The sequence below is a fragment of the Mucilaginibacter sp. P2_D11 genome, from assembly GCF_056404435.1.
In genome coordinates, this window is sequence record NZ_JBFUEA010000002.1 from 235,776 (window position 1) to 248,695 (window position 12,920).

At 47.7% G+C, this 12,920-nt stretch carries 13 protein-coding genes; 5 read left to right on the forward strand and 8 right to left on the reverse strand.

The window, feature by feature from the left end:
• Positions 1-86 precede the first annotated feature (86 nt).
• Positions 87-725, reverse strand: coding sequence for a GTP cyclohydrolase I FolE (gene folE / locus AC1DXC_RS03985; RefSeq protein ID WP_477457842.1), 639 nt, complete (start codon positions 723-725; stop codon positions 87-89).
• 9 nt (positions 726-734) lie between these two features.
• Positions 735-1,151 (reverse strand): 6-pyruvoyl trahydropterin synthase family protein, encoded by a 417-nt coding sequence (locus AC1DXC_RS03990; RefSeq protein WP_477458014.1) that lies wholly within the window; start codon positions 1,149-1,151, stop codon positions 735-737.
• 80 nt (positions 1,152-1,231) lie between these two features.
• Between AC1DXC_RS03990 and mqnB the strand changes: the two genes are divergently transcribed.
• Positions 1,232-1,930 carry a futalosine hydrolase gene (gene mqnB / locus AC1DXC_RS03995; protein ID WP_477457843.1) on the forward strand — a complete coding sequence of 233 codons (699 nt, stop codon included), beginning with the start codon at positions 1,232-1,234 and terminating at the stop codon, positions 1,928-1,930.
• A gap of 46 nt (positions 1,931-1,976) precedes the next feature.
• Positions 1,977-2,885, forward strand: a complete 909-nt coding sequence (locus tag AC1DXC_RS04000; RefSeq protein WP_477457844.1) for a menaquinone biosynthesis family protein — start codon at positions 1,977-1,979, stop codon at positions 2,883-2,885.
• 189 nt (positions 2,886-3,074) lie between these two features.
• On the opposite strand, the gene AC1DXC_RS04005 is transcribed toward AC1DXC_RS04000, so the two are convergent.
• Positions 3,075-4,697: an ATP-dependent DNA ligase gene (locus tag AC1DXC_RS04005; RefSeq protein ID WP_477457845.1), complete on the reverse strand. Its 1,623-nt coding sequence runs from the start codon at positions 4,695-4,697 to the stop codon at positions 3,075-3,077.
• Complete coding sequence (locus AC1DXC_RS04010; protein ID WP_477457846.1) at positions 4,694-5,764, reverse strand: ligase-associated DNA damage response exonuclease; 1,071 nt, start codon at positions 5,762-5,764, stop codon at positions 4,694-4,696. Before AC1DXC_RS04010 ends, AC1DXC_RS04005 begins: the two co-directional genes overlap by 4 nt.
• Before the next feature lie 215 nt (positions 5,765-5,979).
• Here AC1DXC_RS04010 and AC1DXC_RS04015 point away from each other — a divergent pair, with 215 nt between their 5' ends.
• From AC1DXC_RS04015 to AC1DXC_RS04025, 3 genes are all read left to right on the forward strand, one after another.
• Positions 5,980-6,666, forward strand: a complete 687-nt coding sequence (locus AC1DXC_RS04015; protein WP_477457847.1) for a hypothetical protein — start codon at positions 5,980-5,982, stop codon at positions 6,664-6,666.
• A 78-nt stretch (positions 6,667-6,744) separates the two neighbouring features.
• Positions 6,745-7,686, forward strand: a complete 942-nt coding sequence (locus AC1DXC_RS04020; RefSeq protein ID WP_477457848.1) for a hypothetical protein — start codon at positions 6,745-6,747, stop codon at positions 7,684-7,686.
• Between the two features lie 152 nt (positions 7,687-7,838).
• Complete coding sequence (locus tag AC1DXC_RS04025) at positions 7,839-8,204, forward strand: response regulator (RefSeq protein WP_477457849.1); 366 nt, start codon at positions 7,839-7,841, stop codon at positions 8,202-8,204.
• Between the two features lie 73 nt (positions 8,205-8,277).
• Here AC1DXC_RS04025 and AC1DXC_RS04030 read toward each other — a convergent pair whose 3' ends face one another.
• The 4 genes from AC1DXC_RS04030 to AC1DXC_RS04045 form a co-directional block, all read right to left on the reverse strand.
• Positions 8,278-10,473, reverse strand: a complete 2,196-nt coding sequence (locus AC1DXC_RS04030; RefSeq protein WP_477457850.1) for a M56 family metallopeptidase — start codon at positions 10,471-10,473, stop codon at positions 8,278-8,280.
• A complete protein-coding gene (locus AC1DXC_RS04035; protein ID WP_477457851.1) occupies positions 10,470-10,832 on the reverse strand; it encodes a BlaI/MecI/CopY family transcriptional regulator in 363 nt (120 codons plus the stop codon). Before AC1DXC_RS04035 ends, AC1DXC_RS04030 begins: the two co-directional genes overlap by 4 nt.
• Positions 10,833-11,030: 198 nt before the next feature.
• Positions 11,031-11,411, reverse strand: a complete 381-nt coding sequence (locus AC1DXC_RS04040; RefSeq protein ID WP_477457852.1) for a hypothetical protein — start codon at positions 11,409-11,411, stop codon at positions 11,031-11,033.
• Positions 11,412-11,630: 219 nt separating this feature from the next.
• Positions 11,631-12,905, reverse strand: a complete 1,275-nt coding sequence (locus AC1DXC_RS04045) for a DUF3472 domain-containing protein (protein ID WP_477457853.1) — start codon at positions 12,903-12,905, stop codon at positions 11,631-11,633.
• Between the last annotated feature and the right edge of the window lie 15 nt (positions 12,906-12,920).

Here is a 12,920-nt window from a genome sequence, read left to right on the forward strand (position 1 = left end):
GTTTATTGGTTCAACTCGTTCATTGGTTTATTAGTAGAATAAGTGGCGACTCTGCACCAATGACTAATGAACCTTGAACAAATGAACTAACTCAGTTTCGAACTAATCAAATTCAGGAACTCTGTCCTGGTTTTCTCTTTTAAAAACTCGCCGGTAAACGCCGATGTGGTGGTTACCGAGTTTTGCTTTTGTACGCCGCGCATGCTCATGCACAGGTGGCGGCACTCTATCACCACGCCCACGCCAATTGGGTTAAGGGTTTGCTGTATGCAATCGCGTATCTCGTTAGTCAAACGTTCCTGCACCTGCAGGCGGCGGGCGAAGGCATCAACTACACGAGGTATTTTACTTAAGCCAACTACGTAGCCATTGGGTATATAGGCAATATGCGCCTTGCCGAAGAAGGGTAGCATGTGATGCTCGCACATGGAGTACACCTCAATGTCTTTCACGATAACCATCTGGCTGTAATCTTCCTTGAACATGGCTGAGTTCAAAATCTCTGTTGCGTTAAGGTCGTAGCCATGGGTAAGGTACAGCATAGCTTTTGCCATGCGTTCGGGTGTTTTCAAAAGCCCTTCGCGCGCCGGGTTTTCGCCAACATGCTTCAAAACTTGCAGGTAATTGGCCGATAAGCTTTCAATTAGCCCGGGGTTGTAGCGGTCTATCTTTTGGTAACCGCTGATATCGTCTTCCCTATCGGGGATATGGGTATCGTTATTCATAGTTCGGGCTTAGCCGCCAAAATACTCGGCAGAGTTGTTGTCGGTTTCAAATAATCGTACCGAATGCAGGAACACACCCGGATAAGCCTCGATAGGGCCTTTAAGCTGGTTGAATATCTCGATAGTAAGCAACTCGGTTGATGCCATTTTGCCTTTCATAAAATCCACATCCAAGTTGAGGTTTTTATGGTCCAGCTTTTCTATCACATGCTCGTTAATGATTTCCTTAAGCTCCTTAAGGTCTATTAGGTAACCAGTGGCGTGGGTAATTTCGCCTTTAACGGTTACAAACAGGTTGTAATTGTGGCCGTGCCAGTTGGGGTTGGCGCATTTGCCAAACACTTCAGCGTTTTTTTCTGCGCTCCACTCCTCGCGGTACATGCGGTGTGCTGCGTTAAAGTGTTCTTTGCGCGTAATATGTATCATCATAGCAATTAATGGTGCAAATATACAAAACAAAAATAGCCGAGTTGTTTATCTTAGTGCCCATAAATATAATTGGATTTATGCGGATATTGTTTGTAGCGGCAACGGGGATGGAAGTTGGCGGGTTTATCCTGGACTTTGGGTTCCGTATATCCGATTCGGAAAAGAAGAATATTTTCAAGACGGCCAACGCCCCCGAAGGCGTAACCAATTCGCTGCTAATCACGGGCGTAGGTATGGTTGCTACCGCCTTTGCCCTGGGTAAAGAACTGGCTACAAACCAATACGACCTGGCCATTAACCTGGGCGTAGCCGGTAGTTTCGATCGTGGCATAGAGCTGGGCGAAGTAGTAGAAGTGATAGACGATAGCCTGGCCGAACTGGGCGCCGAGGATGCCGATGCCTTTTTGCCCATCAGCCTGATGGGATTGGGAGAAAGCAGCTTTAAGGCATCGGAAACTATTGCTAATATCTTTAAAGGCACCAAAGCGGCCGGCAAGTACAAAAATCTTAAACAGGTACGCTCTATTACGGTGAATACTGTGCATGGCGAGGACGAATCGATAGCGAAAGTTGTGCAGCGCCTGAACCCGCAATTAGAAAGCATGGAAGGTGCGGCCTTTTTTTATGCCTGTAGGCAGGCCGGGGTGCCGTGCGTACAGATCAGGGCAGTGTCAAATTACGTGGAAAAACGTAACCGCGACAACTGGCGCATAGGCCTCGCTGTAAAAAATCTGGATACCTTTGCTATCGATTTGCTGAATACACTAAAAGCATAGCCCCCCAGCCCCCTGAAGGGGGAGTAGAAATAATTATAGTAAATAAATGACCACTTTAAAAGATTCCCCCTTCAGTGGATTAGGGGGCAAACTTACACTTGGCTTTTCGCCGTGCCCGAATGATACTTTTATTTTCGATGCGCTTATCCATCATAAGATTGATACCGAAGGGCTGGAATTTGAGGCGTTTTACGATGATGTGGAAACCCTTAATCAAAAAGCCTTTCGCGGCGAGCTGGATATTACCAAGCTGAGCTACCACGCCTTTGCCTACGCGGCAGATAGGTATATTTTGCTGGATGCGGGGAGTGCGCTGGGTTTCGGCGTGGGGCCGTTATTGATTTCGGCTTCCGGAATTTCGATTTCGGAATTGGAAAAAAATGAAATCCGACATCCGGAATCCGGCATCCGGCATCCGGTGATTGGCATCCCCGGGAAATACACTACTGCTAACTTTCTCTTGAGCCTTGCCTTTCCGGGCGCGACTAATAAACAAGAGTTGGTTTTTTCCGATATCGAAAATGCCGTTTTAGATGGAAGGGTAGATGTGGGCCTCATCATCCACGAAAACCGCTTTACATATCAGGATAAAGGCTTGCACAAAGTTATCGACCTGGGCGACTATTGGGAAAAACGTACCGGCTGCGCCATCCCTCTGGGTGGCATAGTAGCCAATCGCAGTTTGCCCCTGGATGTGCAGCATAAGATAAACCGGGTGCTGAAACGCTCGGTGGAGTTTGCCTTTGATAACCCAAAATCGGGGCTGGAATACATCCGCTCGCACGCGCAGGAAATGAGCGAAGAGGTAATGTACAAGCATATCGACTTGTACGTAAATAAGTTCTCTGTCGATTTGGGCGAGGAAGGCAAAAAAGCGGTTAAACTGTTGTTTGACACCGCGCTGGAGAAAGGCATTATCCCTTCTATCAGCGAGAATTTATTTTTGAACCCTTAAACTTCTTAGAAAGGGTAATATTATCCGCAAAAAGTGCTAACCCGGTTGTTTTTTTTAACATCTGATTGTCAAATGATTAATGTGTTTCTTTTCCGGTTTCTGTAAACCTTTTGTAAACCCTTTTTGCAAGATTAACGGTGTGAGAATATTCCCCGGGGAACATTCTGCTGGCATATGCACGGTAAAAGATTACCCCTCGCCCGGCAGCAAGGCCTTTAAACTCTCAATCGTATCCGCTTCTTCCTTCGGTTTATCGTGCCGCCAGCGCAATATACGCGGGAAGCGCAAAGCGATGCCCGATTTGTGGCGGCTTGATTTGTTTATCCCCTCGAAGCCTATCTCGAAAACCAACTCGGGTTTCACCGTACGCACCGGGCCGAATTTTTCGAGCGTGTTGCGCTTTACAAAATAATCTACTTTGTTTATCTCTGCATCGGTAAGGCCACTGTAGGCTTTGGCAAAGGGCACCAGCTTATCGCCATCCCAAACGGCAAAGGTATAATCGGTGTACAAGTCGGCGCGGCGGCCGTGACCTTTTTGGGCGTATATCATTACGGCATCAACAGATAAAGGGTCTATCTTCCATTTCCACCAATCGCCACGCTTGCGGCCCACCTGGTAGGTAGCACTTTTTCGCTTCAGCATAATACCCTCTGCTATCATGGCGCGCGATTGCTCCCGCGTGGTTTCCAGTTCTTCCCAACTGCCAAATTCAATTAATGATGACAGGCGAAAAATTTCGGGGTGTGAAGTTTCCTGCTGCAGTTTTTCTAATATGATTCTGCGTTCAGCCTGCGTCAGGGTGCGGATGTCTTTCCCTTCATATTCCAGGCAATCGTACGCAATAACTGCCACCGGGCCGTCGGCTAATATCTTCTTGCTGAGGTTTTTGCGTCCTATGCGCGTTTGTAGTATGCTGAACGGGAGGGGCTGACCATTTTGAAAGCTAAGTATCTCGCCATCCAGCACGGTACCATCGGGCAGGGCATTTAGAAAGGGATGCAGCTCGGGGAACTTCTCCGTAGCCAAATCCTCGCCACGGCTCCAGATAAAGATCTCGCCATTGCGTTTAATCATCTGCGCGCGTATGCCGTCCCATTTCCATTCCGCTTGCCAATCTTCGGCGGAACCTAATAGCGCACCAACTTCTTCGGCAGATTTTCGTTTTTCGGAGGTTTCCTGTATGGGGTAGGCCAAAAAGAACGGGTACGGACGGGAGATGTTGTCGGCGGCGCTTTGCTCTTCTATTAACTGCGCGTAGGTATAATCATCGGGCATCCAGTTGCCCATAATACGATGCGTGAGGGCCGGGGCCTCGATTCCCGTAATATCCGCCAGCGCCTTTATCACCAAACTTTGCGATACGCCCACTCTAAAGCTACCGGTAAGCAGCTTGTTGAATACGAAACGCTCCTGGCTATCCAGCATGGCCCATGATTCCATCAGCCAAAGCTTTTTCTCGCCTTCGGTTTTATCGGCGAGGGCGTTTATTTCGGCTATCCACTCGGTAAGGGTTTTGCTGCTGCTGTTTTGGCTTTCGGGCATCAGCAGGCTCATGGTTTCGGCCAGATCGCCCACCACTTGGTAGCTCTCTTCAAAAAGCCATACCGGGATATTGGATGCCTCCATGGCCCAGGTACGCACCAACGTAGAATTTATCTGGCGCCTGGGCCGCCTGCCCGTGAAGAGTGCCAGCATGTGCATCTTATCGGTATCGGGGACATTGCTAAAATAGTCCTTCAAAACCTTTACCTTCTCGTTGGTTTTATTGGTTTCATCTAAAGAGAGGAAGAGTTGTGCGAAGGCTTTCATGCAGTTTTCTCCTGTTCCACATCGCCCGCCGGCGTTGTTTCTTTTTTCTCTTCTCCTTCGGTTATGGTTGCGTCTTCTTCCTCGCCGCCATATAAAGTATGCACCTCGTGCGCATCGAAACCTATCTCATTAAGATACCGGCTGAACGATGCCGTATAACCGTGTGTGAGGTAAACACTTTCGCAGCCTGTGGCATCGATGGCGCTGATGAGGCCGTTCCAGTCGGCATGGTCGGACAGTACAATTCCCCTGTCGGCGGCGCGGCGGCGTTTTGCGCCGCGGATAGCCATCCAACCGCTGCAATAGCCAAAACTATATGGCGCGAATTTGCGCATCCAGGGCGTGCCTACCGACGATGGCGGTGCCAGGATGATGCCCTTGCGCACTTCCTCTTTCGGGGAGTCGAATGTTATCCGTTCGGTTGGGTTCAATATTACGCCATTGCGTCTCAATGCCTCGTTGGTGTTTTCGATAACGCCGTGGGTATAAGCTTTGCCGATGCTCAAATCGAGGTTTTGGAGGATGCGCTGTGCCTTGCCTAAGGAATAGCCTACTATTACCGTAGCCAGACCGTTTTGCAGGTTGCTTTGCCACCAGTTGTTTACATCGGCAAATATCTGCGACTGCGGTTTCCAGGTGTAAACCGGCATGCCAAAGGTGCATTCTGATATAAAGTGATGGCATTTAACGGGTTCGAATGGGCTGGAGATGCCATCGTCTTCGGTTTTATAGTCGCCGCTTACCACCCAAACTTCGCCTTTGTATTCTACCCTTATCTGCGCCGAGCCGATGACATGCCCGGCCGGGTGCAGCGATATCTGTACGCCGTGCTTGCTTACCTTTTCGCCGTATTCTATTGTGCGGAGGTTGATATCGCCCAGCCGGTACAGCATCACCTCGCGCGAGAGGTGATGCGCCAAATAGTTTTTATGCCCAAAGTAAGCATGGTCTGCATGGGCATGGGTTATCACGGCATCGTTTACAGGCTTCCATGGGTCGATGTAGAAATCGCCCGTGGCGCAATAAATACCCTTATCCGTAAATTCGAGCAGTGGTTTTCCCGGCATATCAATAATAACCTCTTGCTTGCCAATTTAGTTTTAATTGCTCAAAATCCACGCCGTCTCCAAACAGAAACTGTATGCTTTTCTGAACACAGTACGTTTTTTTGCACGGGGCAGATGCTGCTCCTAAAGCCATTTTACCGCTTGGTACAGCATTTGCCAAATCTTTGCTGATAGGGCATCTCTATCCAATTATTCTGTTACTTAAATATACCAACATGAAAAATTTAGTAAAACCAGTTTTATTTGCAGCAGCGCTGTTTATTGCAAACACCGCAGCTAAGGCACAAGTTAACATTGGAGCAACTACTGCAACCAAAATTGTTGCGCAGGCTACCACCCCTACAGTAAGCGCTGCCACCATAGCGCAAAAAGCCGTAAACACAACCGCAGGCGTTACCCAGCAGGTGCAGGCCACTGCTCAGAATGCAGCTACGCAGGCTGCTGCCAATGCCGCCAAGGCAAGCGCGGTTAACGCGGGCGTAAATTCAAGCGTAAACGCAACAAGCAACGCGGCTTTAAATACCAGCAATGTTGCCGCAAACGGCAGCGCAACGGTTGCCGGCACACAGGGCGTCACTACCCAAACTGCCGATGCTGCCACAAACGTAGCCAACACAGGCTCGGCTGTTGCTGCAAGCGCCAATGCTAAAAAAGATGCCGCCCTTACTTCAACGGGCAATGCGCTCACCGCGGCCGGCAATCGCGTAGACAATGCAAACATCAGCGCGACCAGTTCAAGCACCGTTAATGGCTCGGCCAGCTCAAACGTATCGGCAAAAAGCATAAAGGCTACAGGTAACAGCACAAGCTCATCTACTACCAACGCAACCGTTGGCAAAAAGAAGGTAAGCGTTTCTGCTGCCGGTACCGGTAAAACAACCGTAAAAGCCGTTAAGCAATAATATCATATTGAAACCCAAATCAAAAAGGCCGCTAAGGCCTTTTTGATTATACAAGCATTTTTCAAGCCATTACTTATCATGAAAAACCGCCGGCTTATCAGCACCATCCTACTCGTAACAAGCACTATCGCCGCAATGGCGCAACAGGTAAAAAAAGATACCATTAGCAGCACGCAAACCGTAAAGCCGATTTTTTTCAACGCCGGTTTGCAATATATATCCAACCTTACCTACGCCGGCCGTCGCGATGAAACCAGCGTACCCCTGCTACTGCCTACTTTTACCATCGTATCTAAACAAGGGTTTTTTATAAGCGCCATTGGTTACTTTGATGTGGGTGGCCAAGGTAATGGTGATGGCGGGCTTAGCGTAACCCCCGGCTATGTTTTCGCTTTCGATAAAGCGAGGTACTACGGCGGCTCGGTTTCGGCAACCAAATATTTTATTAGCGATGCCAGCCCCATAATCCTTTCATCGTTCAACGCTACGCTGGATGGCCAGCTATATTTTAACCCAGGCAATATCGCCAAGCTTACCCTGGGCGTCAGCTATCGTTTAGGCAAGAACGACAAGAATGATATCGTGAACAATGCCGAGCTATCCAAGGAAATTACCGTACTAAAAACCGGAAAAGCCCAAACCGGGGGGCTGAAGGTAACGCCCACCTTAACGCTTTACGCAGGCACGCAACGCTTCAGCGAAACATATTATACCAATTCGGTAGTGCAACGTTCTGTGGATAATCCCACATCGCCAACACCCATCAATATTTTGTTTCCGCAGCAGCCCAAGCAAACTATAATAAACGAAACCGTGACAGAAGAGCACCAGCGCGAGGTTGCATCGTATAACCTGCTTGCGCTATCAGGCTCACTGCCGGTTGCTTACACCGTTGGCAAAGTACAACTGAATTTTACCCCTTATTTTATAAAGCCGGTAAAACAGGTGAACTATGTGAACAATACGCAACAAAACGGGGTGTACTTTCTATTTACCACAGGCCTTAGCATTACGTTTTAAACCACGGTTTTTATCGGTCGTTAGTTAGCATAAGACCCTTTTCTGTAGCTGACCGAAGAAAAACTGCCTCCTAGTTTTATCCGTGACTAAGTAATTTAAGCCAAGGTTAATAAACGGCATGGCCTTTGTATAACTAACTGAAATACATAGCCATGAACAAAAAGATATTGATAGTTGACGACAATGTGCTGATTACCGAAGTAATGAGCTATATACTGACCAGCAATGGCTATGATGTAATTACCCTGAACCAGGGAGCGGGGACCGTAAAAAAAATAAATGCCACCCATCCCGATCTGGTGATTATGGACATCAGCATGCCTGATGCCGATGGCCGCGATATATGCCGAACCATTAAACTTAATAAGGATACCAAGGATTTACCGGTAATTATATGTTCCAGCAACGATGATATAGCCCTAACCCTGCAGCAAGACGGGCCGCCAAACGATATTTTGAGCAAGCCATTTGATATGGATGCACTGTTGGATAAGGTAGAACACCAGCTGGCAGCCTAAAACAAACGACCCCTATTAAAGCGAAACGCCCCGAGGAATTATTCCTCGGGGCGTCCTTTTTTTGCTTATCTGCTTAGAACGCAGCCTTTAGCGTAATGTATTTATTGATATCGTCGGATTTGAAGCCCTTCTCTTTCATCTGTGTAATGTACTCCGGCGTAATGCCCATGGCCTTTAGGGCCGTGGCATCGTCAAGTGATATTTTGAAGCCGATATCCTTGAACCCTTTAAGATATTCCGGCGTTATGCCCAGGGCCTTTAAGCCGCTGGCGTTATCCACGCTGATGTTGCCGTAGCCCGCATCTTTAAAACCGTTCAAATATTCGGGGGTAATGCCGAGTGCTTTCAAAGAGGAGGCCTGATCTACCGATAGTTGCTTATAACCTGCTGCTTTAAAACTCGCCATAAATTCCGGGGTGATGCCAAGGGATTTTAGTGATATCAGGTTATCTGCCGATATATTGTTATACCCAGCAGCCTTAAAGCCGTGGATATAGGCAGCATCAACGCCAACGGCTTTCATGCTGGTTAGCTTGCCTGCCTGCAGGTTGGTGTACCCTTCTTTTTTAAGGGCGTTGATGTAGGCATCGTCCACATTCAATGCTTTAAAGGCAATCATATCATCAGATGATGCATCTGCCCTAACCACGCCCGGCTTTTTGTTGGCGGCTTTAAACTTGCTGATGTATTTGCCATCGATGCCTTGTGCTTTAAAGCTCACCAGCTTATCCCAATCTACTTTTGGGTAGCCGGCTTTGTGTATATCGGCAATAAATGCGCCATTGATGCCCAGGGCGCGGCCGGTTATCAGCTGCTGCAGAGTAATGTTGGGGTAGCCGTTTTGTTTCATCGAACGGATGTACGGTTCATCAACCCCAAGTGCCGAACAGGCTATCACATCATCTTTGGATGAGGTTTTGTAACCATTGTTCTTCAACATGGTAACGTAGTTCTTTTTAATGTTGAGGAAGAAGAATGCCATCTCATCATCGTGACCGACGCCTGAGATTCCCTCGTTTTGCAGGAACGTGAAGTATGCAGCATCGCGGGTAAACTTGTATTTGCCCGAGCCTTTACCGCCGTCGAAACGGCCGGTAAACTGCATTACGCCCGCCTCGCGCACCAGCTTAAAAGCACCCTCCTGGCCTATTGGCAGGGCGGTAAATTCGCTTACCAAAAAGTTGGAGTTGCTCATGTGGTTGTGGTCCTCGTCGCCTTCGTATAGTTTAAGTTCCAGCTTGTTACCAGTGATGGTTGCTTTCCAGTTGCCTTCGTCGCTGGCGCTGGGCCTGGTATCCTTAACAGCCATGGTGTTTACGTCAAGTTTTACGCTGGAGGCGGCGGGCTCATTTAATGCACATACCAAAAAGGCCATCATGGGCACCAGGAACAGGTATTTCCAGGCGGTATGTATGTTAGATTTTTTTGCGTTCATCATAACAATTCGTTTTTTTAAGAGTGATTGATTATAGTTGGTTGTAATTCTTAGAGACATGTTGGGAACCGACACCTTTAGCAGGTTCATTTGGTAATCGCTGCGCTCTACGGTTGCATCGTGCAGCACTTCGTTATCGGCCAGGTACTCCAGGTTGCTTTCTACTTCTTTGCGGTACAACCAGGCAAAGGGGTTGAACCACTGGAAGGCCAGCACCAGTTCGGTTAAGAGCAAGTCTACGCTGTGGCGTTGTTTAATGTGCACTTTCTCGTGCAGCAGTATCTGATTAAACGTTTCGGGTTCATACTTAGCTGGGTTGATGTAGATGCTGTTGCCGAAACTACAGGGCGCTTTATCGTCATCCAGCTCTACGATGCGGAAAGCGCCATCCTGTATAACCGGCTTGCGGTAAGCCTGGTAGGCCAGCACGCATAGCTGTAACAGTAAATTCGCGCCGAATGCCGCCACGCCGAACCAGTAAAGGTAAACCGCCCATTTGATGATGCGCTGCATCAATGGCGCTTGCGGTTCTGCAACCGCCTCAGCCTTTACGACTGCGTTTTGTGGCTGCGGCTTATAGCTTGTTGTTGGCGCAACTTGCGGCAGGTGCAAGGCTACTACCGGGATGCTGGGCTTGGCTGCTGGCTGCTGCGGGCTATCGCGCAATGCCCATTGTTGCGGCACTTTTACCAGCGGTAACAGAAATGCCATGGCCAGGCAACCGATAAGTACGGCGCGGTTTAGGCTGTAATAAGTTTCCTTTTGCAGCAGCAGCTTGTAAAACAACAGGCAAATGGCCAGCAGCAGGGCTACATGTAATACATAAGGTATCATTTCTTGTTGGATTTAATGAGGTTTACGAGTTCGTCCAGTTCGGTTTCGGATATCTTTTCTTCTTTGGCAAAAAAGGCCAGCATGCTGGGGTACGAGTTATTGAAGTACTGGCTCACGATATCTTTCATGGCGTGCTTCTGGTACTCCTCGCGCGAAATTTTTGGGTAGTAATTGTAGATGTTGCCAACGGTTTCATGGTCCAGGAAACCCTTCTCCTCTAAAATCTTCACCATGGTTGCAACCGAATTATAATGTGGCTTAGGGTCGGGCAGTTCGGGGATGATTTCTTTGATATAAGCTTTGCCCAGGCTCCAGAAGGCCTGCATAATTTGTTCTTCGCGTTTAGCCAGTTTTATCATTATTCTAATAATTATAACGCAAGCTAATACTAATCAATTAGTATTGCAACTAATCAATTAGGATTATTGATGAAATCTATTTTAATTGGCTGATAATTAGATAAATAAAATTTCATGATTTTTTTTTGTCACAAAAATAAAGGCACAAAAAAAGCCGCAAGACATTGCGGCTTTGTATATTGAAAAATTAGGGGAGGTTTAAATAAAGCTCAATCCGCAGGCGATAAACACGTTTAATAATAAAGCAGCCGAGCAGATGTTTACGTTGCGGCGGGTGCTTACATGCGCCATTTGCACATTTACTTTTTTGAACCAGCGATTGTTTAAAAGGATAAGGTGATTAACCAGCAAAAAGAAAACCGCGCCGGTTACGATAGCAACGCAGGCACCCAGGCCAATGTTGATCAGATGCCCTTTTATCATCAGCTTAGTAAGCAGCAGTGCATTGGTAAGGAATACCACCAGCAAAAAGCTTACGTTGAACATCGATTTGAATTGAGGGATGCTTGTACCCTGCCCGAAGTTTTTGAAGTTCCACCTGTAAAACGCTACATAAATGGATTGATAGGCTTTTTGCATAATGTGTGCTGTTTAAGTTAATAGATACATACCGCTTGTTTGACGGCTTTGTTTACAAATAGTTTAACGTATTGCTGTTTGTTTTGTTATGCAATTTAAAATTAAATTTTGGAAAAGGCAACTTATGCCGTATAATAATTTTATTGTGTAGGCATAAACGCAAAAGAACGCTATAATTTGCTTATTGATGATACACCAAGTTAATCTTGTTCCGCCTTTTTATTCTTTAGGCAGCGCGCTCAAATCAATCACCGGCGGTGCACCGTTTGCGGCCCGTTTAAACAGCGTTTTCAGAGGCACCAGTTCATCAAAAAAACCGCCGTTCTTCAGAAAGAACATATTGCCGTCGATGCCGCCTGCATAATCTTTACGGTAGTTGGCGTTTGCGGTGGCATCGCCGGTGTAAAGTGCGCCGGTTACCTCGTGCCATTGGTTGTTGCTATCGCCCAGCCATTGATTTTTAAAATTAGCCAGGCGTACCTGGTCGCCGCTATCGGGTTCAAAGTTTTCTACAAAGGAGTACAAGCCGGTTAAATACGTTTTGGTTTGCGGCCTGCTGAAACTGGCTACCAACAGCCATTTGCCCGCAGCAACATCCTTAAACCAGGCGGTATAGGTTGTACTCCTGGTGGCCTTATCCGGTTCAGCACGCAGCAGGAAGGCATACGTTTTGCCGGCCTGCCATGGGTACAGCAGATAGCTTTGCCCGCCCGAGCCCTCATCTCCAAAGTCGCCGCCATGTACGTTGGCACCTTTTTTAAGCAGTATTACTTTCAGGCTATCAGGGATGGTTTTTGGGTCGTCGGTAGTAAAAGGACTCCATACCGAGAACAGCACCCGGCGCTCGGTAGGCGAATTTACCTGCATGCCGAAGTACCCGCCGCTAAAGCCATCGGCCATAAAGTAGGAGCCAACCACATCCATTTTTGCGGGCACGCTTATCTCGTTATAAAACCATTTCACTTCTTTTTTGATGTCCGAGGGGATATCGTACCGCAGATGCACGGATGGCCCGCGCCTGCCGAAGTGGTAAGAGGATCCGATTTTTACGTATGTAAACTTATCTGCATCCTTTGCGCCTTGCACAATCAAATCTGATACGATGGCGTAAACACCCCCTGTTTTGTTTAATCCTTTAAGGCCGACTTTTACGTAACCCGCTTGCAAAATATCCACCTTGCCGATGGCGATGGTATCAAAACCAGCATTGCTGAATTCTTTTGTAAAAACCGTTTTGCCAATAGTAATGCTGATTTTGCTTTTCCCGACAGGTACGCGCAGCCGCAACGATAAATCGAGATGTTGCGCGGAGGGCACCCTAAAGTAAATACCGGCAGTTGATTTTGGGCTGGTCCATTGCATCAGGCCGTCATCGGTTATTAGCGCGCTGCCGTTAACCCAGGCATTGCCGCCAAGCGGGATGATGACTTTAGGAGCATCGGCAAACGCCATTGTGCTTACAAAGCAGGCAATCAGGAGCAATAATTTTTTCATATCGATGTAAAGCAA